At 65.6% G+C, this 21,143-nt stretch carries 21 protein-coding genes and 1 pseudogene; 8 read left to right on the top strand and 14 right to left on the bottom strand.

The window, feature by feature from the left end; all coding sequences use genetic code 11:
* Positions 1-135: 135 nt before the first annotated feature.
* The 5 genes from AQJ64_RS23250 to AQJ64_RS23230 are packed head-to-tail and all read right to left on the bottom strand — an operon-like array spanning position 136 to position 4,112.
* Positions 136-1,050, bottom strand: coding sequence for an alpha/beta fold hydrolase (locus tag AQJ64_RS23250; protein WP_055632777.1), 915 nt, complete (start codon positions 1,048-1,050; stop codon positions 136-138).
* Between the two features lie 3 nt (positions 1,051-1,053).
* Complete coding sequence (locus AQJ64_RS23245; protein ID WP_055632776.1) at positions 1,054-1,428, bottom strand: hypothetical protein; 375 nt, start codon at positions 1,426-1,428, stop codon at positions 1,054-1,056.
* The gene (locus tag AQJ64_RS23240; protein WP_055632775.1) at positions 1,421-2,329 is read right to left on the bottom strand and encodes an NAD(P)-dependent oxidoreductase; all 909 of its coding nucleotides are present in this window, start codon (positions 2,327-2,329) and stop codon (positions 1,421-1,423) included. The genes AQJ64_RS23245 and AQJ64_RS23240 overlap by 8 nt, the downstream gene beginning before the upstream one ends.
* Complete coding sequence (locus AQJ64_RS23235; protein ID WP_055632774.1) at positions 2,326-2,709, bottom strand: carboxymuconolactone decarboxylase family protein; 384 nt, start codon at positions 2,707-2,709, stop codon at positions 2,326-2,328. The genes AQJ64_RS23240 and AQJ64_RS23235 overlap by 4 nt, the downstream gene beginning before the upstream one ends.
* Entirely contained in the window at positions 2,706-4,112 is a 1,407-nt protein-coding gene (locus AQJ64_RS23230; protein WP_425315615.1) for an NAD-dependent succinate-semialdehyde dehydrogenase, read from the bottom strand. The genes AQJ64_RS23235 and AQJ64_RS23230 overlap by 4 nt, the downstream gene beginning before the upstream one ends.
* A gap of 326 nt (positions 4,113-4,438) precedes the next feature.
* Between AQJ64_RS23230 and AQJ64_RS23225 the strand changes: the two genes are divergently transcribed.
* Complete coding sequence (locus AQJ64_RS23225) at positions 4,439-5,335, top strand: LysR family transcriptional regulator (RefSeq protein ID WP_055632773.1); 897 nt, start codon at positions 4,439-4,441, stop codon at positions 5,333-5,335.
* Positions 5,336-5,425: 90 nt separating this feature from the next.
* On the opposite strand, the gene AQJ64_RS23220 is transcribed toward AQJ64_RS23225, so the two are convergent.
* Genes AQJ64_RS23220 through AQJ64_RS23205 form a run of 4 tightly spaced genes read right to left on the bottom strand, consistent with a single transcriptional unit; the run spans position 5,426 to position 10,567 of the window.
* A complete protein-coding gene (locus tag AQJ64_RS23220) occupies positions 5,426-6,475 on the bottom strand; it encodes an ABC transporter permease (protein WP_240512537.1) in 1,050 nt (349 codons plus the stop codon).
* Positions 6,472-7,488, bottom strand: a complete 1,017-nt coding sequence (locus AQJ64_RS23215) for an ABC transporter permease (protein ID WP_055632772.1) — start codon at positions 7,486-7,488, stop codon at positions 6,472-6,474. The genes AQJ64_RS23220 and AQJ64_RS23215 overlap by 4 nt, the downstream gene beginning before the upstream one ends.
* Positions 7,485-9,095 carry a sugar ABC transporter ATP-binding protein gene (locus AQJ64_RS23210; RefSeq protein WP_055632771.1) on the bottom strand — a complete coding sequence of 537 codons (1,611 nt, stop codon included), beginning with the start codon at positions 9,093-9,095 and terminating at the stop codon, positions 7,485-7,487. The genes AQJ64_RS23215 and AQJ64_RS23210 overlap by 4 nt, the downstream gene beginning before the upstream one ends.
* Before the next feature lie 35 nt (positions 9,096-9,130).
* Positions 9,131-10,567: a substrate-binding domain-containing protein gene (locus tag AQJ64_RS23205; RefSeq protein ID WP_240512536.1), complete on the bottom strand. Its 1,437-nt coding sequence runs from the start codon at positions 10,565-10,567 to the stop codon at positions 9,131-9,133.
* A gap of 1,221 nt (positions 10,568-11,788) precedes the next feature.
* Here AQJ64_RS23205 and AQJ64_RS23200 point away from each other — a divergent pair.
* The 6 genes from AQJ64_RS23200 (at position 11,789) to AQJ64_RS23180 (ending at position 17,004) form a co-directional block, all read left to right on the top strand.
* Entirely contained in the window at positions 11,789-12,208 is a 420-nt protein-coding gene (locus AQJ64_RS23200) for a carboxymuconolactone decarboxylase family protein (RefSeq protein WP_055632770.1), read from the top strand.
* Between the two features lie 277 nt (positions 12,209-12,485).
* Positions 12,486-13,190 (top strand): GntR family transcriptional regulator, encoded by a 705-nt coding sequence (locus tag AQJ64_RS23195; protein ID WP_055632769.1) that lies wholly within the window; start codon positions 12,486-12,488, stop codon positions 13,188-13,190.
* Positions 13,191-13,950: 760 nt separating this feature from the next.
* Positions 13,951-14,778: an N-acyl homoserine lactonase family protein gene (locus tag AQJ64_RS23190; RefSeq protein ID WP_055632768.1), complete on the top strand. Its 828-nt coding sequence runs from the start codon at positions 13,951-13,953 to the stop codon at positions 14,776-14,778.
* Entirely contained in the window at positions 14,772-15,179 is a 408-nt protein-coding gene (locus tag AQJ64_RS46310) for a hypothetical protein (protein ID WP_079061898.1), read from the top strand. The genes AQJ64_RS23190 and AQJ64_RS46310 overlap by 7 nt, the downstream gene beginning before the upstream one ends.
* Positions 15,163-16,071, top strand: coding sequence for an alpha/beta fold hydrolase (locus tag AQJ64_RS23185; RefSeq protein ID WP_055632767.1), 909 nt, complete (start codon positions 15,163-15,165; stop codon positions 16,069-16,071). Before AQJ64_RS46310 ends, AQJ64_RS23185 begins: the two co-directional genes overlap by 17 nt.
* Positions 16,072-16,248: 177 nt before the next feature.
* Positions 16,249-17,004 carry an SDR family oxidoreductase gene (locus AQJ64_RS23180; protein WP_055632766.1) on the top strand — a complete coding sequence of 252 codons (756 nt, stop codon included), beginning with the start codon at positions 16,249-16,251 and terminating at the stop codon, positions 17,002-17,004.
* A 182-nt stretch (positions 17,005-17,186) separates the two neighbouring features.
* Here the strand turns inward: AQJ64_RS23180 and AQJ64_RS49195 are convergent, their stop codons facing one another.
* From AQJ64_RS49195 to AQJ64_RS23165, 4 genes are all read right to left on the bottom strand, one after another.
* Positions 17,187-17,348: a hypothetical protein gene (locus AQJ64_RS49195; protein ID WP_157880873.1), complete on the bottom strand. Its 162-nt coding sequence runs from the start codon at positions 17,346-17,348 to the stop codon at positions 17,187-17,189.
* Positions 17,349-17,432: 84 nt separating this feature from the next.
* Positions 17,433-17,804, bottom strand: coding sequence for a hypothetical protein (locus AQJ64_RS23175; protein WP_193380178.1), 372 nt, complete (start codon positions 17,802-17,804; stop codon positions 17,433-17,435).
* Positions 17,805-17,832: 28 nt separating this feature from the next.
* Positions 17,833-18,702, bottom strand: a complete 870-nt coding sequence (locus AQJ64_RS23170) for an IS5 family transposase (protein WP_079061896.1) — start codon at positions 18,700-18,702, stop codon at positions 17,833-17,835.
* Positions 18,703-18,797: 95 nt separating this feature from the next.
* Positions 18,798-19,163, bottom strand: coding sequence for a CocE/NonD family hydrolase (locus tag AQJ64_RS23165; RefSeq protein WP_276206630.1), 366 nt, complete (start codon positions 19,161-19,163; stop codon positions 18,798-18,800).
* Positions 19,164-19,274: 111 nt separating this feature from the next.
* Here AQJ64_RS23165 and AQJ64_RS51065 point away from each other — a divergent pair.
* Positions 19,275-19,748 (top strand): annotated as a pseudogene (locus tag AQJ64_RS51065) (transposase family protein); the annotation flags it as partial.
* 221 nt (positions 19,749-19,969) lie between these two features.
* Here the strand turns inward: AQJ64_RS51065 and AQJ64_RS23155 are convergent.
* A complete protein-coding gene (locus tag AQJ64_RS23155; protein ID WP_055632762.1) occupies positions 19,970-20,887 on the bottom strand; it encodes an AraC family transcriptional regulator in 918 nt (305 codons plus the stop codon).
* Between the last annotated feature and the right edge of the window lie 256 nt (positions 20,888-21,143).

The following is a 21,143-nucleotide window of genomic DNA, read 5'->3' as shown; positions in this document are numbered from 1 at the left end:
GTTCGCTGTCAATCAATTACCGAAAGTCGCGAACGGAGGGTGTGTGCGCATGCGACATGAGGGCGATGCGCCTCATGCGCCTGAAAGGGAAAGGGGGCCGGAGGCCGGTTGGTCAGGTCGGCCTCCGCCTGCGGACTACAGGCTCAGGTTGCCGGACCCACTGGGGGCGGACGCCTCGGAGCCATCCTCGATCTCCAGCAGAATCGGCAGGAGGTACCTGCGGAACTCCTCGTAGTTCTCGGTCACCGGGAAGTGGCCGAGTCTGGGCATCTCCCAGTACTTGCACCCGGGCACGAGGTCGGCCAGCTCCTTGGTGTCGGCCGGCGAGGTGTTCGGGTCGTACTCACCGGTGAGCAGGTACAGCATGCATCTGTCGGTGTCGATGGCCCGCGCCTCCTCGGGGGAGACGTTGTGGTCGTAGTAGTAGTAATAGAGGTCGCCCGCGAACACGCCCGGTCCGCCGCACTGGTACTCCCACTGGAGCTCCCGGACGTTCTCCTCGGGGCTGTACGGGGAGATGTTCAGCAGCATCGCGGCCCCGGTGGAAGTGCGGGCCACGTTCGGGTTGTCGAACTCCCGGCGGATCCCCGCCATTCCCACATCGACATACTCGGCGGCTGAACGCAAAGCCCCCTCCACGGCGATGGTCGCCCGATAGCGGTCGGGACACTGGGAAGCCAGGTCGATGGCGAGGTGCCCGCCCATGGAGCTGCCCATGTAGACCGGCCGATCCAGTTCCAGGGCCTCGGCCAGCGCGTTGGGGAAGGCGATCATGCGCGCCTTGGTCATCTGGTACTCCTGCGTCCACCACGGCACTCCGTGCGGCGGCAGGGACTTGCCGTGGTACGGCAGGTCGAATGCGATGACGCGGTAGCGGTCGGTGACCTCCGGATCATTGAGCAGGTGCCGGTACTGCCGCCCGTCCGAGCCGGCGGTGTGGCCCACGATCAGGGGGATGCCCTGACCGGCCTCCTCGTAGTAGACGCGGTACTCGACGTCTTCCACGGTCAGGTAGACGTAGCGTCCGGTGATCGGTTCATGCCTGGCCATGGTTCACGCTCCCTGGGCGTTGAGCTGGCGGAAGATCTGCATCAGCCGGTTCAGGGCCGGCAGATATGCGTAGAGCTGGTCCGTGTTGCTCAGCCGCACGCCGTGCTTGATGGAAGAGCTCTGCAGCGACTGGAAGAACGGCCGCGGGTGCTCGGCGGTCATCTCCTCCCACTGCTCGCGGGTGCCCGACACGGCGATCGCCGCATCCTCGGGATCGATGTCGCTCGGGTCCGCTGACAGGAGGCGGCCGTCGTCGTAGACGGCCAGCCACGCCTGGTCACCGATGGTCACATGGAGCTTGCCGGTGTAGTAGCGCATCTCCCGGGAGAACTCGAAGTCCTCGTCGGCCTGCTGCAGCACAGCCGCGAAGTCACGCATGGGCGTGTCCTTCCTGTGTGGTACGGGGGGTGGTGTCGGGGCGGTCGAGGATCTCGTACATCCTCGTGTGGTCCTCGGCGGCGAAACCGTTGTCGACGGCCTGGTGCCACACATCGGCGCAGTGGTGACTGAGCTCCGCGTCGACGCCCAGTTCCTCGGACAGGGCGATGGCTATGTCCACGTCCTTGGTCATCAGTCCGATGGGGAATCCGGAACCGAAGCTGCCCGAGAGCATGAACTGGGTCACCTTGTTCTCCGAGGTGTTGCTGCGCCCGGAGGAGGCGTTCAGCACGTCGGTCAGGGTCTGTGGTTCGATTCCGAACCGTTGCCCGATGTGAAGCGCCTCGACTGTGACGGCCACCGACGCGGCCGAGACGAGATTGTTCAGGGCCTTGGCCGCGTGCCCGGAGCCGGGTCCCCCGACGTGAATGAGCGACTTGCCCATCACCTCGAACAGCGGCTTTGCTTCACGCACGTCGGCGGCGGTCCCGCCGGCCATGATGGCCAGCCGGCCGTTGAGCGCTCCTCGCACTCCCCCGGAGACCGGGGCATCGACATAGCGCATGCCCTTCTTCTCCAGGGTGACCGCCAGCTGCTGAGATTGGCTGGGTTCGGCCGAGGACATGTCGATGAACAGGGTGTTCAGTGAGGCCGCGGCCACGACCTGACCGGTGAGCAGAGCGGCCTCGACGATGGCGGAGGTCGGCAGCATCGTGATGATGATGTCGGCGCGCTGCCAGGTGGCGGTCCCTGCCGCGGCGGCAGTGGGGTGGGCCGCCAGGAACTTCTCGACGGCCTGAGTGTTGTGGTCGTGGACGATCAGGGCATGTCCGGCCTGGACGAGGCGCTGAGCCATGGGGAAACCCATGTTGCCCAGGCCGATGAACCCGATGGTGGTCATGCCTCGGCCTCCATCTCGGCGAAGACCTCGCGTGCCAGCCGGAAGCTTTCGAGGGCGGCAGGGGCTCCGCAGTAGACCGCGACCTGGAGGAAGATCTCCCGGATCTGCTCCTTGGTCACCCCGTTACGGACCGCACCGCGCACATGCACTTTCAGCTCGTGCGGGCGGTTCAGGGCACTGATCATGGCCAGGTTGATGAGGCTGCGCTGAGATCGCTCGAGACCTGGGCGGTCCCACACATCGCCCCAGCAGTACTGGGTGACCAGTTCCTGCATCGGCATCGAGAAGTCATCGGCACCGTCGAGGCTGTGTTGGACGTAGGCGTCACCGAGCACCTCTAGGCGAGTGGCCAGGCCCTTCTCGAACAGTTCCTTGTTCAACGTGTTGCTCCTTCGAAACCGGGTGTGCAGTTCCACACGGCTTGGATGTTGGTGAACTCGTGGACCCCCAAGTGGGACAGTTCGCGGCCGTAGCCGCTGTTCTTCACTCCACCGATGGGGATCCGGGGGTCGGAGACCGCTATGCCGTTGATGAACACCCCGCCCACCTCCAGACGCTGGGCCACGCGGGAAGCGAGGTCCGCATCGCCGGTCCACAGGCTGGCGCTCAGGCCGAACTGGGAGTCGTTGGCCATCGCGAGGGCGTCCTCGAGGTCCTCGGCCACCACCAGAGAGGCGACAGGGCCGAAGATCTCCTCACGGAAGGACGTCATGGCCGGCGTGACATCGGCGAGCACGGTGGGCTGGAAGAAGCTGCCCGGTCCCTCGATCGGACCCCCTCCCGTCAGAAGCCGGGCACCCTCGGCGACGGTGCGCTCGACCTGGCGGTGAATCTCCTGGCGAATGTCGTCGCGGGCGATGGGCCCGATGTAGGTCGATTCCTGGGTGGGGTCGCCTACCGTCAGCTTGCGCACCTCGGCCACGAACCGCTCGGTGAACGCGTCCGCGATGGCCTGGTCGAGGATGATGCGCTTGGCCGCGATGCAGATCTGCCCACTGTTCTGGAACCGGCCGTGGATCGCCGCCTCCACGGCCGCGTCCAGGTCCGCGTCGCCGAGAACGATGAAGGCGTCCGAGCCCCCCAGTTCCAGCACACTGCGCTTGATCGCCCGCCCGGCCTGGGCGGCGATGGCCGAGCCCGCACGGACACTGCCCGTGACCGTCACACCCACAATGGCGGGATGAGCGATGGCCTGGGAAACCACGTCGTTGTCGGCGTTGAGGACGCTGAACGCCCCCTCCGGAACTCCGGCCTCCCGCCACAACCGTTCGACGGCCAGAGCACAGCCGACCACGTTCGGGGCGGGCTTGAGAACGTAGGCGTTGCCGCCCAGCAGGATCGGGATCGCCCCTCGCATCACCTGCCAGACAGGAAAGTTCCACGGCTCCACAGCCAGCACCGGTCCCAGGGGACGGTAGGCCACATGAGCCGCAGGCCCGATCGAGGTGGGAGCGTCGGCGATCATCTTCGCGCCGTTGTCGGCGTACCAGGACGCCACCCAGGCCGATTTCTCCACTTCGGCACGGGCCTGCGTGATGGGCTTGCCCATCTCGGCGGTGATCAGCGCGCCCAGTTCCCCCACATCCCGCAGCAGCAGCCGGGCCATACGGGCCAGAGCAGCGCACCGGACCTCGGGACTGCTCTGGCTCCACTGTGCGAAACCTTGCCGGGCACGGCGAAGGACGGTGTCCAGTTCGTCACCACCGACGAACGGATAGGTGTTGATCACCTCTCCCGTGGCAGGGTTGACCGACCTCGCGGCCGCGGGTGCTTGCAGAGTCACAATCTGGTCCTCTCGGAGCCGAGTGGGAAAAAGCGCAAAGTGGGTGGAGAGCTCCGCGCGGTGCAGCGAGTGAACGGGCATCCGGTGGAGCCGACAGCGGACGGTTGTGTCCTCATGCCTGCCGGTCCGGCGAAGGTGAGCGCCGTGTGCACGACGCGGGACCGATTCCGTGTGGGGGCGGCTGGTGAGCCCCTGCGTTGGTCTCTCCGTGTCGTCGGTCCCCTCCACGCTTCTCAGGGCCGGCGACCGCTTGATAAAAGGTTAGGAGAGTGTCACGCTGCTGTGAACGAGCAGTTTCAGAACCTAAACTTCAGCGAGAGAGAACGATGGAATTCGCCCAGCTGGAGATGTTCGTGGCTGTGGCCGAGCATGGTGGGATCACCGCCGCTGCCGAGAAGTTGCTACGAGCCCCTTCCAACGTTTCCACCCGTATCCGGCACCTGGAAAAAGAGCTGGGTATGGACCTGCTTCTGCGTGACAAGCGACAGGTCACCCTCTCCGCCGAAGGGGAGGCATTCCTCGAATACGCGCGCCGGTTGATCGACATCGCCGGCGAGGCGAAGTCCCTGGCCAACGGGGAGCGGCCGCACGGCCGATTCCGCATCGGCGCTCTCGAAAGCACCTCTGCCGTACGGATCCCTTCGCTGCTGGCCGAGTTCCATCTGAGCTACCCGGAGGTTGACCTCGAACTTGAAGCCGGAGCCTCCGGCATGCTGTTCGATCACGTACTCAAGGGTCAGGTAAGCGCCGTCTTCACCGACGGCCCGCCCGCCTCCCCGGTTCTCACGGGAATGCACGCGTTCACCGAGAATCTGGTCATCCTCACCCCCGAGCCGGTGAAGACGATCGATGACGAATTCCGACAGTCGAACCCGACCGTCTTCCTCTTCGGCACCGTCTGCTCCTACCGCCAGCGATTCGAGGACTGGCTGGAGGGGAGCGGCATCACACCCGGACGAATGGTGGAGATCTCGTCCTACTACAGCATGCTCGCGTGTGTGGCCGCGGGAGCCGGCATCTGCATGATGCCGCGTTGCCTCTACGAGTCCCTGCCAGGAAGCAACCGGGTGACCTGCCACCCCATCCAGGGTGACCTGGGGCGTGCGGAGACATGGCTCACCTGGCGCCGTGACGCCCGCTCCGCGAACCTGCGGGCCTTCGTACGGCAGGTCAGGGCGCACCTGGCCGACCTGTCCGAGCAGCAGGCCCCTTTCGCCGCCTGAGCCTGGACGCCCGCGTTGTAGCCCGGACAGCACCGAAGTGGTTCCCTCCATGCTGTGCGCATGGCGGGAACCACTTCGGTGCCTTGGGCCCTATATCTGGGTGCGGGGGTGCGGTTGACGCCCGTACAGGGCGACCATGGGCACGATGAGCAGACCGAGCACCGCCTGCTGCGCCGCTGCGGAAAGCCCCAGTCCCACGAGAACCGTCCCCAGCAGGGTCATGACCGCGACGCCCAGCACCGTGGCCCCGTATCCGCCGCGGCCACCAAGCAGCGACGTGCCACCGACGACGACCGCCGCGACCGTCGTGAACAGGTACGGGCGGCCGACATCGGCGAAGGCACCTCCGCTGAACCCGAGCAGCAGGATGCCGACGACCGATGCCATCGCGGCGCTGAGGGCGAAGGTGCCCAGCCAGATGCCGAGTTGCGGCACCAGGGCTCTGTCGGCAGCCGTCCGGTTGCCTCCCATGGCATACAGCCCGCGCCCCGGCCAGGTGCGGCGCAGGACGAGGATGACCACGACGGACAGCGCGGCCCACAGCCACACCGTGAGTCCGATGCCGGTCCCGAGGAAGCTGCCGTTGGCAGACCCGGCGTCGGTGAGCCATCCGGGAACGCGACCGTACACGGTCCCCGCCTGGTCGGCACCGATACCAACGACGATCTGCGCGCCTCCCAGCACGGCGAAGCCCATGCCCAGGCTCAGGATCAAAGACCTACCGGGCTGGAAGTAACTGACCAAGCCCGTGATCGTCCCCATCACGAGCGCCAGCGCGACGACGATCAGGACGCTGAACCATGAGGACAGCCCCTGGCCGAGGAGCCAGAGCATCACGATGTTGGCGGCACCGACGACGAACGGGATCGAGAGATCGAGCTCGCCGAGGAGCGCACACAGCGTCTGGCCTATGCACACGATGCCCAGGAACGCGCCGAACACCAGCATGGTTCTGAGGTTCGTGCCCGACCCGAAGCCGTCCACCGCGAGGATGCCGGTGAGGACGAGGGCGATCACGAGGATGCCGGCCATGAGGCTGCTGTTCGTCGCCGACTTGCGCAGAACAGCACGCGTAGCGCCCTGCTGTACGCGGCCGTCACCGGCGACGTCATCACTGTTGCGCACGGACACCCCACTCATGCGAGCACCTCCACTCGGCCATCGCGAGGTCGCCTTCGCAGACCGCTCCTCGCGAAGACGGTCCCGACCGCCAACGCGAGAACCAGAATCAAGCCGTACACAAGTTGCACCACGAAGCTGGCACCGGCCCCGAAGTCGAATGTCGCCAGGGCATCACTGATCAGGAAGACATCGATCGCCCCGACGACCGCACCCAGCGCGCCCCCGCGGCCGCCGCCGACGCTGATGCCGCCGAGCAGCAGCGCGGTGACGACGATCAGCGTGTACTGCTGACCGAACGCCGGATCGCCCGAGGCGATCACCGCGGTGTAGAGCACGCCGGCGAGACCGGCGTAAACCCCCGCGATGGCGTGCGCGCCGACGCGCGTCAGGACGAGTGGTACGCCGCTTGCGTACGCGGTGCGTTCGTTGAACCCCATGACCCGCAGGTTGTGGAAGAAAGAGGTCCGCGCGATCAGTGTCCACATGACGAAACCTGCCACGAGGACGCCCGTCGCCGGTGAGAGTACCGACGTCGGCGTACCCCAGGCGGTCAGCCAGGCGGGCGTCATACCGTCGGGCCTGTCGGTAATCATCAGGTTGACACCGGCCAGTACCAGAAATCCGCTCAGCGTCACGATGACCGGCTGCAGTCTGAGACCGGCGATGAGGAGGCCCTGGACGACCTCGAAGAGAACCGACACCCCGATCGCGAAGGCGATGATGAACAGGGGGCTGGTCACTCCGGACTTGATCAGCCAGAACACCAGGCCCACATTGACGAATCCCACGAGCGGCCCGATCGCCAGGTCCACCCCTCCCCGGCCGGCCATGGCGATCGGAGTCAGGGCCATCGTGGCCATGATGAGCGGTGCGGCGCTGACGATCGCGTAAGCCGCTCCGTCGCTGGTGAACAGGTGAGGGCCGCGAACAGCGGCGAGCGCGAGCAGACACACCAGGAGGCCCAGGGGAACAGCCGCATATCCATGGCGATCGGCGAACCGACGAAGGAGGGAACTGTCTTTCACGGTCATGATCCCAACTCCTTTTCCTTGCCGGGAATGCCGTCTGCCTGGCCGAACATGGCGGCGAGTACGCCATCCACCGTGATCTGTTCGCCCTGCAACGTGGTGAACAGCGAGTCGTCGCGGAACACGGCGACGCGGTGGCAGAGCCCGATGAACTCCACGATCTCCGAGGAGAGGAACAGGACGGTACTTCCCTGTGAGGAGAGCCGACGCAGTAGGTCGTAGAGGCTGTGCTTCGCGGAGATGTCGACCCCGCGGGTGGGATCGTTGAGCACAACGACCCCGGGATCGGCTGCGAGTGCCCGGCCGATGAGTACCTTTTGTTGGTTGCCTCCGCTCAGGGTGCCGATGGGCGCCGATGGCCGATTCAGACGGATCGACAACGCTGCCCGCTGCTCCTCGAAAGCCTTCTGCACCGCTCCGAATCGAATCACGCCTCCGGACCGCTGGGTGCGGAACAGGGGCATACCGAAGTTCTCGAGGATCGACAGGTTGGGGAAGGTGCCTTCGAGCTTCCTGTCCCCGGGGATGTAGGCGACGCCGGCGTCCGCCGCGTCCTTCTGCCTGGTGATCCGCAGCTCGTTCCCTTTCCTGTCGGCGACGGTGATCGTGCCTTCGGCCGCAGGCCGGATGCCGGCCACTGCCTGGATCAACCCGGCCTGTCCCTGACCGTCCAGGCCTATGACGCCGACAATCTCGCCGTCGGTCACGTCCAGGTCGAACGGCGCCGCACCATGACGAAGGCGTACACCGGACGCACGTACCACGGGGGCACGCTCCCCCTGTGGCACGGGCGGCGGAAGTGCCGCGGTCGCCGCCCCCTCGCCGAAGTGGGCGGTGTCCCCGGTCATCATCTCCAGGAGACGGTTCTGGGTGATCTGCGGACCCTCGAGCGTGCCGACATCCACGCCGTTGCGCAGGACGGTGGCCCGATCGGCGAACCTCGTCAGCTCCTCGATACGGTGCGTCACGATGAGCACGCACATCCCCGCGGCCTTGAGGCGGACCACTGCCTCGTAGAGCCGCTCGGCCCCGGAGTGGTCCAGGGCCGCCGTGGATTCGTCGAGGATGAGGACACGCGGCTCGCTGAGCAGAGCCCGTGCGATGGTGACCCACTGGCGCATGCTCAGCGGAAGGTCGTCGACCAGGCCGTACGGGTCGAGTGCTTCACCGAGCAACTCGGTGAACACCGCTGCGACCCGGCGCAGTTGCTCGGCCCTGGGCCCCTTCCGGGTCCGGGGCCCTTCCGCGCCGATGAAGAGGTTGTCGAACACGGTCATGCCTTCCGCCAGGAGGACCTCCTGGAAGACGGTGGCCACACCGAGCGTTCGCGCGTGCGCGGGGCTGCTCGGCGTGCCGCCCTGCAGTTCGACGGTCCCCGAGTCGGCGGGGAAGACACCAGAGATGATCTTGGCGAGCGTGCTCTTGCCGCTGCCGTTCTCCCCCACGATCGCGTGGACCTCGCCGCGCCGGGCCGTGAACGAACACCCTTGCAGCGCCTTGGTGTCGCCGAATGCCTTGCGCACATCGCGCACGCAGATCACATCGTCCACGTTGTCGTTCCGTGCGGTCTTGCTCGCGTCCTGCGGGCCAGAGGTGGCCTCGGCGGTCATGGTGTCCTCCTTCCGGTGTAGGCGCACAGCACGTGTCATCCCGTGCTCCCGCTGCCCGGAACCGCGATGTCCTTGCCGAGCGGGGCCTTGGGCCGCAGGAAGAAGTTGTCGAGATACTTCTCGGTGAACCAGTCCTTGGGCTCGATCCACGTCGCGTCGTTGACGTCACAACCCTTCGGCGTGATCGCGCGGACCTCGTCGATGCCGTACTCGGTGAGATTGCGGGTGATCGACTGGACCTTGGGACCCTGCCCCTGGAGGATGCGGACCATGATGCTCATGGCACCGGTCGCCTCGCTTCCGGGCGGCCACACGTTGAACAGCCGGGTCTTCCACTCCGGATGCTTCGTCCAGTAGCAGGCAGCGCCCTTCTCACCTCCGATGGTCATCGGCGGCAGCTTGCGCCCTGATTCGAGGACGGCCTGCATCACACCGATCTCCTGAGCGGAGTGCGTGACGATGCCGTCGATCTTCTGCGGGTGGGTGGAGAGGAACTTCAGGACCTCGGTCTTCGCGATCTGATCGGTCCACTGTCCGGCCACGGTTCCGACCAGCTTGATGTTCGGATACTTCTTCAGGGCCTTCTTGACGCCCCTGTCGACGCTGTCACTGGATGCGGCTCCGGGTATGCCGGTGACGAGGAGCATGTTGCCCTTGCCGCCCATCTGCTTGGCCACGAAGTCGGCCATGGCGGCACCGCCCTGGACATAGTTGCCGTACACGTTCACCGATCCCTCGGCCGATGTGTATCCCGAGAACGTCACGACGGGCACGCCACGCGCCTGGGCGTAGGTGACGGCAGGGTTGATGGCCGCGGACGAGCAGCACAGCAGAATGATGTCGGCGCCCTGGTTGACCAGCTGACGTATCTGCTGGATCTGGGTCGAATCATTGAGGTTGGACTGGGTCACGATCATCTTGTCCACCAGCCCTGCCTTCTTGTAGGCGGGGACGAGCACGTTCTGCAGCTGGTTGAGCGATCCGGATCGCCACGTGTTGCCGGCGTACGAGCTGGCGTATCCGATGGTCCATGGTGGGCTCTGCTTCGGCTTGAAATTCGCGAAGGGCGATGAGCCGGTCGGCCCGTCAAAGTCCGTGTAGGCCGCTCTTATATCGCTCGGCAGCGATTTCAGCCCCTGCTGTGATGACTTCGGTGTGCCGGACCCCGCTCCGTTCTGGTTCGATCCGGCACACCCGGCGGCTGCCAGGACCAGTGCGGCGAGCACCGCAAGCAGGGCAAGTTGGGTTCGTTTCAACAAGGTGAGTTCCTTCATCGGAGGGGCTTGCATCTGCCCTGTGGACAGTGTTCGAGAGGCGGCGATGAGCTTCTGAGCCCTCGCGGCATGCGTACTAGCGCTCTGGCCGAACGTCAGCGGCAGAGGGGGATGGAAACGTAAGCGGCCGGGCAGCACCCGATCGTCGGTGTCCGTCTTGAGCGGCGAAATGATCGTGATCCTCGCCGTCGGATCCATTCGGCTGTCACTGAGCGCCCCGTTCCCTCACATAAAGCCAGAACGGCGATGCACCGACGAAGCCACCGCCGATCACTGTGAGAGTGATGGTGAGAGATTTTTCCTCCGGTTCAATCTGCTTGCCCCGGAAGGGGATAGAGGGAAATACGGCTCGGACGGATGGGCCCGCCGGGGCTTGGCATACCGGCGGTTCGCCGGAAGCACGACGCCGATGACCTTCGCGGGCGATCTGCCGCGCCTGATCGTCGCACCGCCGCCCGATGCACTGCGGCGAGCAGACAGTAATACCGTCGACAGACGTGGACAAGAGGGCGGGCAAAGATCCTCAACACTCCTCACCCCACCACCCCTGATCGATTTCGGTCCCGACGGCGAGAACATCCGTCGCGACCTGGCCCTCGCTCGTCTTCAGCTGGGCTTCTCCGGGATACGCAGAGGCCGCAGGCGCAGCCGATCCGGGCACGGTCGACGACCATGACTCACAGCTGTCCGCACGCAAGGGCACACGTCAGGACCGGCGGAGTGCCACGTAGAATCCCTTGACCACCGGGAACAGCCCACAGACCCACGCGTGGGGCACGTCAGCGCGTGCACGAACGGGCCCCCGGCACCCGGCACCCCCTCGCACCCATGGGGCCGGCACGAGCTGCGGCGCTTCGCAGAGCTCTGCAGATGAGCGCACGTCCGGCTTCACAAGGAGAGCCGGAGCCAAGCACGGCAGATCACCTCGCCCGGCCGGCGCCCGACATCCGCCGCCCGCACAGCAGTGAGTCACGCACTTGCCTGACCCGTAATACCGTATTACTGTCCTCTGGCAGGGCGGAACCTTCCCTCCGAATGACGGGTCGCCTCCCCGCGGACACAGCGAGGGGCACGAACTCAGGGGTTCCAGGAGTCGCCCGCGTGCCTGCCGCCCGCGTCGCGAGGAGATCCAGCACATGACGGGTGGGCAGACGCGCGTTGCGGGCCGGGTCCCGTTCCTCGGCGCGAGCATCATGGCCGCGCGCTCACGGCCGGCGACATCTCACGCGCGGGCCACTCCGTGTCCGAATCCATAGGAGCGCCCAAACCCGCAGGCAGGGGCGAAGCGGCCCAGGCTGCCCCCTGCGTCACGTCACCCACCCGTGCGTTGAACGCAGTGTCGGCGCCGAGCTGCACTGCGCGTAGGCGCCGCCCGCACCACATCGGCAACATCCATCCACACAACGAAGGGAGAGCCGCATGGCCACCGAGGCCGAGGCTCAGGCGTACATCGACGAAATGGCTCGCGCGCGCGGTTATGTGCTGGACTACCACAAGGTGATGGCCAAGCAGGACTTCGACGTCCTGACAGCGGCCAACAACCTGGTGTCCAGCGCGTATCTCAAGCAGCGGAAGCTGGACCGCGCGACCAAGGAACTCATCTTCATCGTCAGCCTCACCGTGATGCGGGCCTCGAAGGGCCACATCCAAACCCACATCCGCGTCGCCCTGGACCTCGGACTGAGTCCGGGAGAGATCCTCGAAGCCATCGAGATCTCCCTGCCGGAGGCCGGCATCGTCGCCTTCCAGGCAGGCTTCGACGCATGGCGCGAGGTAGTGGGGGCCGATGGCCTGGAGCCCACCGTCAAGGTGCACGAGGGCGGTTCCGGCTCCAACTGACCTCGCGTTGCGTGTCTTGGTCCCCCTCGTCGCCCCGGGGCCAAGACACGGCTCCGTCACCAATTGGCGCCACCCCGCGACCCCCAGGATGCCGCCACGCCCTCGCCTCCATCCTCGACGAATAGGAGAACATCGTCCACGGTTACGCCTGACGGCGGCAGAGCGTGCATCCGCGTGGCCCGCAGCCTGCCCCCGTCCTCGAGCCCCGCGCACTCGCGATGCCCGCGATGCCGGACCTCAATCCGAGTACGTCGGGTCTTACCGTATTATCAGGAGCATGACGACTGAGGCTGCAGATGCGACCGTCGATGCCGTTCCCAGGATGGCTGCCCCTTTGCGTCAGCAGGTGATCGAACGACTTCGCGACGCGATCTCAGGGGAGCAGTTCCAACCGGGCGAGCGGCTGGTGGAGAAAGTTTTGTGCGCGCGCTACGGCGTGAGTCGGACGGTGATCCGTGAGGCCCTTCGGCATCTCGAGGCCGAAGGTCTGGTCGAGCTCGTGGCGAACCGGGGACCTGTGGTGCGGGTGCTCTCCGACAAGGAGGCCGACTCGCTGTACGAGGTGCGCGGGGCCCTTGAAGGCCTGGCCGGCCAGCTGTTCGCCGAGCGAGCCACCCCCGCCCAGCGGGAGCAGCTCCTACGCGCTTTGGATCAGGTGCGTTCGGCGCTCGCCGACGGCTCGCTCGCCGAGTTGCTGGAGGTGAAGGACAGCTTCTACGACGCCCTGATCGAAGGGTCGGGCAATGGTGTCATCGGTACGAGCCTGCGCACCCTCCACACCCAGATCCGCATGCTGCGCACGCTGTCGCTGCAGGCCGCAGGCCGTCTCTCCCACACACTGCGGGAACTTGAGGGCATCGTGGAAGCCACCGTCGTGCGCCGGGACCCGGAACTGGCCCGGATCCGTTGCCTGGAGCACGTGGAAGCGGCCGCCGCCGCCATGCGCTCCGCACGCGAAGCCAGGCAGGCCGCCGAGGCCTGATCACAAAGGCTAGCTTCACCACGTCCCTGACCATCAACGACACATTCTGCGCATCACACGTCACGTCGGCCCATCACGCCGGACGGACAGGAGCCCGGCGCCGTGCGCGCACCACCTCCAAAGACCACCGGGATGTACACCACCCGGAACAACAGAAGCACATGCTTGCTTGCCCACAGCGTCTGACCGTAATATCGTAATCTCACCCAGGCTGGTGAAGAGAAGGACGCAGTCACCACACCCCGCCCTCGATGAGGCCGACCGCAGCAGCTGGCTGGCTCCATCCGAAGGGCATCGACATTCCCGTGGCCATAGTGGACACAGCAGTGCCGACGGGTCCTTGCCGACCGCTTGCCGGGCATGGAGCCAGGGCCACCGTCGCGGTCGGCGTCGGTAGCTTCTGGGGTGGTCCGACCTCGCGGTCGTCACGTTCGTCGTGACGACCGCGGACCGGCTGTGCTCCCCCACTCGCTCCTCCGGTGGCTCTGCTCAGTTCACTGAGCGTCCGAAGGCTCCGGACGACAACGACATTGACCGGGCTCGTACTCCTTCCTGGGTGTGCGCCCGGCATCGTGCGGCGTCACCATCGTTCTACGCCTCTTGAGGCGCCCCCGGCAGTCGGCCACTGAGGCGGCTCAGCACTCCGGGACCACATCGCATGCGCGATCGCCGCTGGGCTCGATACCGTCGAAGACCTTATGGCGATCGTTCTTGGCGAATGACTGACGGAGACTTCCTGACGTGACCTCACGGAGACGAGATGAGATACAAACAGGCTGTTCCTGAAGACCTCTACGAGGTGACTATTGTTCGCTATGGCACCAGAGAAACCTTGCGCAGCGACGTCTTCCTCAATTACCAATTCTACGGCCTCTCCGACGGACCCATGACCGTCGACTATTTCTTCTGGGTGGTCCGCGGCCCCAACCGGACATTCATCGTCGACACCGGATTCAACAGCGAGACGGGCCGAAAGAGGGAACGCACGATGTGTGTGGACCCCGTCACAGCGATGCGGTCCCTGGGCATAGACCCGGAGGCCGAGAACGACGTCATCGTCACCCACGCGCACTACGATCACATCGGCAATCTCGGCTCCCTGCCGAACAGTACCGTCTTCATGTCCCGGCGCGAATACGACTTCTGGACCTCCGACGTCTCCGACAAGACCCTTCTTCGGCAATTCACCGAAACAGCGGAGGTCGATCACCTCGTTGCTGCCGCGAGAACGGGCCGCATGATCTTCGTGGAGAACGGATACTCGCCCGCGCCCGGGATCACCCTCTTGGAAATCAGCGGGCATACCCCAGGACAGCTGGCCGTACTGGTGGAAACCTCAGAGGGTCCGACGCTGCTCGCGTCCGACGCGGTGCACTTCTACGAGGAGGTGGAGCGGGACATGCCCTTCGTCTCGCTGACCAGCCTTCTCGACACGTACAGCGGACTCCAGACCGTCCGTGACCTCCAGGCCTCTGGAGTGCGCCACTTGGTGACGGGCCACGACGCCTCGACACTCCAGCGATTCCGCCCCCAGCGGGGCAATCTGGGGGAACACGCCGCCGTTATCGGATCCAAGGAGGAATGGTGACCACATCGGGCACCGCGAATTTTCCCGATGAATCATGGATCGGGCGATGGATCGAACACGCTTGGAAAGACCCCGAGTTGTGCCACACTGGCAGGTTCAGCAACTTCGTGATCGAGCTTGTCGTGAGTGACGGTCGAGAAATCAAGCTGACCTACCGAGCGGGAACTCTGGCTCTCGGCGACAGCGAAGAATCCGACGGAGAAACCCTGACCCTGCGTGCGGATCTCCACACATGGACCGAGCTGTTCCACGGCCCGCCCCGTCCACTCCGGCACGATCTTCTGGCTCTGCTCAAGCAATCTCAGGGGATCGAACTACGCAAGGGCCGGCTCACACTCATTCGTAATCTGCGGGTCATCACACGCCTGGTGGAATTGGGGAAGAATGTCGAAATCCAGTGAACCGGTCGTCCTGGAAGAGGCGGTCGGACGTTACGTCCATCTCACTGCAGGCGGTGTGCGCTACCGCATTTATTTCGAAGAAGCGGGCTCAGGCCCGGTGCTGCTGTGCCTGCACACGGCCGGCGCCGACTCACGGCAGTTCCGGCAAATGATCAATGACCGAGAGCTGACCTCGCAATATCGCGTGATCGCCTTCGACCTTCCATGGCACGGCCGCTCCCTGCCTCCCGACGGCTGGTGGCGCGAGGAGTACCTGCTGACGACGGACTCCTACCTCCAGATCATCCATGCTTTCGCCGACGCGCTCGAACTACGCTCCCCCATCGTCCTTGGGTGCTCGATGGCCGGCTCGATCGTGCTGGAACTCGCCCGGCGCACCCCCGACCGCTGGCGTGCCGTGATCGGCCTGTCCGGTGCGCTCAAGGTGCACGGTCGGTTCCAGGACTGGTCGCTGCGCCCGGACGTCAACGCCCAGCAGTCCGTGCCGAGTTGGACCTACAGCCTGATGGCTCCGTCGAGCCCGGAGGAGTGGCGCCGGGAGGTGTGGTGGATCTACAGCCAAGGCGGCCCGGGCATCTACCGGGGCGACACCTACTTCTACTCCGAGGACCTGGACCTGACGGAGAAGACAGAGGAGTTCGACACGAAGCGGTGCCCCGTCTACCTGTTCACCGGTGAGTACGACCATGCCTGCACGGCCGACGAAACCCAAGAGGCCATCAGCAGGATCAGCGGTGCCCGTGGCGGGCGGATGGCAGGTATCGGGCATTTCCCGATGGCGGAGAACTACCCGCTGTTTCGCGAATACCTCCTGCCGGCCCTCGATGAGATCAGCGAAGCCGACACCGCTACGGCTCCCCCCGAGAACCGGGCAACCGCAGCAGGAACATGATCGACACATGCGGTGTGGCAACCCCACCGGCTCTGGTCACCGATGCGCGATCAGCTCTCCGCGGGCTCCCCTGCCGAGGACATTCGGCGGTACGGCACCAAGTAGCGGGGGCCGTGGACGGACTCCACGCGGGCCGCACCCTCGGCCACATCAAACACCTTTGCCTGAGGAGCATCCATGGATTTCCACGGAAAGACCGCGATCGTCACTGGCGCCGGCAGCGGCATCGGCCGGGCCACGGCACTGCGGCTGGCCGCACTCGGTGCCTCGCTGACTGCTGCGGACAAGAACCTGGCGGCAGCCGAGGAAACGGCGGGCCTGGCCGGAAAGCGGGCTGTGGCAACCTGCACCGACGTCAGTAGTTCCGCTGACGTGCAGAAGATGGTCGCCGCGACAGTCGAGGCGTTCGGGCGGCTCGACATCCTGGTCAACAACGCCGGGTTCGGGTTCCGCGGCACGGTGGAGACGATCTCCGAAGCCGATTGGGATCGATTGATGGCCGTCAATACCAAGAGCGTCTTCCTCTGCTCGAAGTTCGCACTTCCTGAACTGGTCAAGACATCCGGCGCCATCGTGAACGTCACCTCGTACACCGCCCAGGTCGGCATCCCCGACCGTGCCGCCTACGTCGCCTCCAAGGGCGCGATCGCGGCACTGACCAGGGCCATGGCCGTCGACCACATCGGCCAGGGCGTCCGCGTCAACGCGGTCGCACCGGGGACCGTGAACTCGCCGTACTTCGCCAGGATGCTCGCCGAGTCCGACAAGCCGGAGCAGCTGCGAGCCTCACTCGACGGTCGCGCGCCGATCGGCCGCATGGCCGAGCCGGAGGAGATCGCTGAGGCCATCGCCTGGCTCGCCGGCTCCGAGTCGCGCTTCGCCGTCGGCACTGTGCTCACCGTCGACGGCGGCACATCCATCTGGGGGCGCTGACCCCTCCTTGCCCGTGGAGCACGTCTCGCGTTCGAATCCCGGTCCCACGTCACTGTTGTCGACACGACGCAGAGCGAGTTCGCCGCCGATCAAAGGTGAGGGGTTACGGACCGGCCGTCGGTTGTGCAGCTGCCGCCCGTCTCGACCGCCCTCCGGAGGCGTGGTGGTGGGACAGGTGACGGTCAGGTGTTGGCAGGCAGGTTGGTGTCGTCTTCTCCGCACGGGTCCAGAATGGAGTACCGGACGCGTGGGGTGGACTCCCGGCCGTTGTCATCGGCTTTGAGATAGCGGTCGTAGAAGCGCCTGCGGTACTCGATGCTCTCCGGGTCGCGATGTCGCCCCACTCTGCGTGGTGTGCACCCCAGGCACTTCGCCACCACATATGCCGAAATCGCCACAGCGGACAGGTCGGTCCCCTAGGCCGTGTTTTAGAACTCGCTGACCTGCGTGGTTGGCCGTCTGGGGAAGTCGCGGGCGGCCATCCAGATGGTGAGGTCGCGGGCGATGTCGTTGATGCTGGTCGCTGTGGTGACCTCGTGCACGTTGCGAGTGGTGTCACGGCGGACGATCTCGTAACCGCCTTCGTCCAGGACGGCCACTGAGGTGAACCAGACGGGGTCGTCCTCGTCGGGCTGGACGACCACGAAGGTGTTGTCGGAGTTGTTGAGGTCGCTGATCATCATGAACAGCGCGTCCTCGGAGGGGTCGTCGATGCGGTCGCCGTTCTCGCTGTCAGCGCCGTAGTACTGAGCCCCCATCGTTGCCTCTCCCTCGCTGTCGACCCGGGTCGCGGTCAGCATGGCATGAGGAACCGACAGGTCAGGCCGGTCACAGCCATTCGCCGATCGCGGCGATCAGGACGGTGGCTTCGAAGCGGACGGCGAGCTTGTCGAACCGGGTGGCGACCGCGCGGTTGCGCTTGAGCCGGTTGATCCCGCACTCGACCGCGTGCCGGGCCTTGTAGTCCTCACGATCGAAGGCAGGAGGCCGTCCGCCGGCCTTCCCTCGCCGCTTGCGGTGGGCGGCCTGATCCGCAGGCTCCGGGATCGTGCAGCGGATTCCGCGCTTTCGAAGGTAGGCCCGGTTGGCGCGGGAGGAGTACGCCTTGTCGCCCCGCACTCGCAGCGGCCTGACACGAGGACGGCCCGGTCCGGTGCCCGGCACCCGGATGCCTTCCAGGACGGCGGTGAACTGAGGACTGTCACCACGCTGTCCTGCGGTGACCAGTAGAGACAGCGGCCGTTGGCCTTGTTCGCAGGCAAGATGGATCTTAGTGGTGAAGCCTCCCCGGGACCGGCCCAGGCCGTGGTCCCCGGGCTCGGTGCGGATTCCGCCCGGCGGTTCCTTCTGAGCCTGGCCGTCGCGGCGGGCGCCTGCAGCGTGCTGATGGGCCCGGCAGATCGTGGAGTCGACGTTGACCTCCCACGTGATTAGCCCGTCGGCGTCCGCCCGGGCCTGCAGCCGGGTCAGCAGTTCGGGCCAGGTGCCGTCGCGTTGCCAGCGGCGAAAGAGTCCGTAGACGGTCTGCCACGGCCCGTACTCCGGCGGCAGATCCCGCCATGGAGCACCGGTCCGCACCCGCCACCGGATCCCATCTATTAGCTTCCGCCGGCCCAACGACGGCCGCCCCAGCACCGCGACCGGCAACAGCGCCTCCAGCACAGCCCACTGCCCGTCAGAAAGATCCCCTCGCCCCACACCGAGATCATCGCGATGCGGGACAAGGAGCAGAGCCGACTTTCAAAACACGACCTAGTCGGGCCAGCAGGCGTTCTCCTTGGGGTGGTGACGCATCATCTCGGCGAGGTCGTCGAACCGGCCGGTTCCGTGGGGGAAAGCAATGATGTGCCCGTGTGGAACACCGTGTCGGGGATGCCGCCGCGCACGACGACGTCACGATAGACGTCGGTCACCCCCTCCCACGGGTCGATGGCCGTCAGATACGGCGGACGTTGGGCGGTGGCCGGCCACTGCACCATGGCGAGCTGGGGGTTGGCCACCATCGCGACCTTGCCCGTCGACCACTTTGGGGCGGCGATCGACTCGACGGTGTCGTACACGTCCGGACCAGCCGCTGTGTCCTGGGAGGCCATATCGCTCTTCGAGCGGGCGGTACCCGGGCGTCCAGGACGACCAGCGCGTAGTCGTGCTCGCGCCAACCCGAGACGGCGTTCGCCCGCACCCCGAAGAGGCGAGCCCAGATGCTGGCGGTCCAGTGCCCTCGCGCCAAAGCGTGTTGCAGAAGGCTGTGATCAGAGCATTTCACTTGCATGCGTGGGGTGTTGAGGGCTGATCCGTTGTGGGTGGAGACGTTCACGGGGCTGCGGATGAAGCAGTTCGAGCGGCTGCTGAAGGTCGTGCGGGAGCCGCTCGCGCCGCCGTTCGGGGTCTCGTCGGCCTCTGTGTCCCGGGTGATTCAGCGGCTCTCGGCCCCTCCTCGCGCATGAGCCGATCTAACGCCCCACTCTGGTCTGCCGGACCAGTGCCAGGACATCACCGTCCTCGGCGACGGCGCCTACATCAACACCGGCCTGGTCGTCCCACACCGCTAACGACCCTGCCGGGCCCTGCTGGCTGGTGAGGAAGCCGACAACGCGGAACATCGGCGGGTCCGTGCGCGGGTCAAGCATGCGATCGGCCGACTGAAGAACTGCAAGATCCTCCGAGACTACCGACAGCCCGGCGACGGCCTCCACCACGCGGTCCAGGCCGTCGCTCGCACGCGCAATCTCACCCGCGCCTCGTTGTCAGAACAGCCGTGGCCGGGCTTTGACCTACAAAATCACGGCCTCCTGCAACACGCTTCCCATGGGTCAGGTGCTCGGACCGCGCACCGCGGTAGACCGCGTCGACGTCCACCGCGGCGGTCCGACCATCGCGCTCGCCGATACCGCGCCGGCCAGCCCACCTGTGGCGGCGCTCGGCCGGAATTCCCGCCAGATCACCTGGAAAGTCAGCGGCTCGGTCAGCCACGCAATGCCTTTCGGACGGTCTCCGTGGGAGTCTCACCATATTGCTGCCGGTAATATGAGGAGAATCGGCCTAGGTGCAGGAATCCCCAATATGTGGCGATGTCGGTAATGGAACGCCGACCCGCCAGGGAGATCAATTCATTTCGGACTCGCTCGAGACGGACTTTTCGAACGTATGCCATCGGTGTAATTCCCGTGGCCTCACGAAATCCCACTTGCAGCGACTTCGCGCTGACACCTGCGACCTCGGCTAGACGCGCGATGGACAGGTCTGACTCAGGTTGCGAATCGACAAGGTCGATGACGTCCTTGATCCTGTTGCGTTGCGCCGGCTTCGTCGGCGTGCAGAGCTCGTCACTATAGCTGTGCGGCACAGCCAACAGCAGTTGCGTCAGCACGAATGACTCCAACTGCCTCAGAGCAAGCGGAAACTCAGCGACGCCTCCAGGCCGGGCGAGTTCGGAACGCAGAAAGCGGACCGCTGAGACCAGGCCCTGTCCGGCTCCTGTAGTCATGTCAAAGCCGAGCGAAAAATCGATCGGCCCCTCCACAGGATGGTTCAGCAACACTCCCAGATGTTCCTCGACCGCCTTGCTCGACAGCAGGACGGCGTACTGCAGAGCATCAGGGCTCCAGCGGACGGTGAAGTCATCGAACGGCCGGACCATCACCCCCTGGCACATCCCCGTCGTCACCACACGCCGACCAGCCTGTGTCACCATGCTCCTGCCTTGCATGGTCAGGTTGAGGTGGTAGTTCTGCAGCATCTGCGGGACCAGCAACTCGGCGTCCGCCCCGTAACCGAGGTGCCCGATGAGTAGTTGCTGAGACCGCAGAAGATGAAACTTGAAGTCCAGCCGTTTCCCGTCGTGAGACTTCAGTTCATGAGGCACGTAAACGGACGCAATCACGTCATGAGCCTCGTCGAAGTCCCTGGTCCTCAGGGTGTCGGGCCGCAGTTGCGCATCCGGCTGCCGAGAAGATCGATCAGGGGTGTGCGAAAGGAGGTGCCCCGGTGCCGGATTGGCGGGCTCAGAGCTGCGAAGAAGATCTTTCGCACCTCGCTGCCCACGCCTGGATTCTGCTCCGGAGCGGCCTCGAGTATCGCCGCTCAAACCTGTGATCACTTCGCCACCTCCACCCGCCATCATGGGAAACCGTATGGCC

It is taken from the genome of Streptomyces griseoruber (assembly GCF_001514205.1).
GTDB lineage: Bacteria > Actinomycetota > Actinomycetes > Streptomycetales > Streptomycetaceae > Streptomyces > Streptomyces griseoruber.
The sequence above is the reverse complement of the archived record's forward strand: the minus strand, read 5'-3'. Positions and strand labels throughout refer to the sequence as shown.

What these genes read in the sequence shown, in the direction of transcription:
- AQJ64_RS23250 (WP_055632777.1), bottom strand. Translation starts at nt 1,050, where the DNA reads ATGGCCAGGCATGAACCGATCACCGGACGCTACGTCTACCTGACCGTG.
- AQJ64_RS23245 (WP_055632776.1), bottom strand. Translation starts at nt 1,428, where the DNA reads ATGCGTGACTTCGCGGCTGTGCTGCAGCAGGCCGACGAGGACTTCGAG.
- AQJ64_RS23240 (WP_055632775.1), bottom strand. Translation starts at nt 2,329, where the DNA reads ATGACCACCATCGGGTTCATCGGCCTGGGCAACATGGGTTTCCCCATG.
- AQJ64_RS23225 (WP_055632773.1), top strand. Translation starts at nt 4,439, where the DNA reads ATGGAATTCGCCCAGCTGGAGATGTTCGTGGCTGTGGCCGAGCATGGT.
- AQJ64_RS23220 (WP_240512537.1), bottom strand. Translation starts at nt 6,475, where the DNA reads ATGAGTGGGGTGTCCGTGCGCAACAGTGATGACGTCGCCGGTGACGGC.
- AQJ64_RS23215 (WP_055632772.1), bottom strand. Translation starts at nt 7,488, where the DNA reads ATGACCGTGAAAGACAGTTCCCTCCTTCGTCGGTTCGCCGATCGCCAT.
- AQJ64_RS23210 (WP_055632771.1), bottom strand. Translation starts at nt 9,095, where the DNA reads ATGACCGCCGAGGCCACCTCTGGCCCGCAGGACGCGAGCAAGACCGCA.
- AQJ64_RS23205 (WP_240512536.1), bottom strand. Translation starts at nt 10,567, where the DNA reads ATGGATCCGACGGCGAGGATCACGATCATTTCGCCGCTCAAGACGGAC.
- AQJ64_RS23200 (WP_055632770.1), top strand. Translation starts at nt 11,789, where the DNA reads ATGGCCACCGAGGCCGAGGCTCAGGCGTACATCGACGAAATGGCTCGC.
- AQJ64_RS23195 (WP_055632769.1), top strand. Translation starts at nt 12,486, where the DNA reads ATGACGACTGAGGCTGCAGATGCGACCGTCGATGCCGTTCCCAGGATG.
- AQJ64_RS23190 (WP_055632768.1), top strand. Translation starts at nt 13,951, where the DNA reads ATGAGATACAAACAGGCTGTTCCTGAAGACCTCTACGAGGTGACTATT.
- AQJ64_RS46310 (WP_079061898.1), top strand. Translation starts at nt 14,772, where the DNA reads ATGGTGACCACATCGGGCACCGCGAATTTTCCCGATGAATCATGGATC.
- AQJ64_RS23185 (WP_055632767.1), top strand. Translation starts at nt 15,163, where the DNA reads ATGTCGAAATCCAGTGAACCGGTCGTCCTGGAAGAGGCGGTCGGACGT.
- AQJ64_RS23180 (WP_055632766.1), top strand. Translation starts at nt 16,249, where the DNA reads ATGGATTTCCACGGAAAGACCGCGATCGTCACTGGCGCCGGCAGCGGC.
- AQJ64_RS23175 (WP_193380178.1), bottom strand. Translation starts at nt 17,804, where the DNA reads ATGCTGACCGCGACCCGGGTCGACAGCGAGGGAGAGGCAACGATGGGG.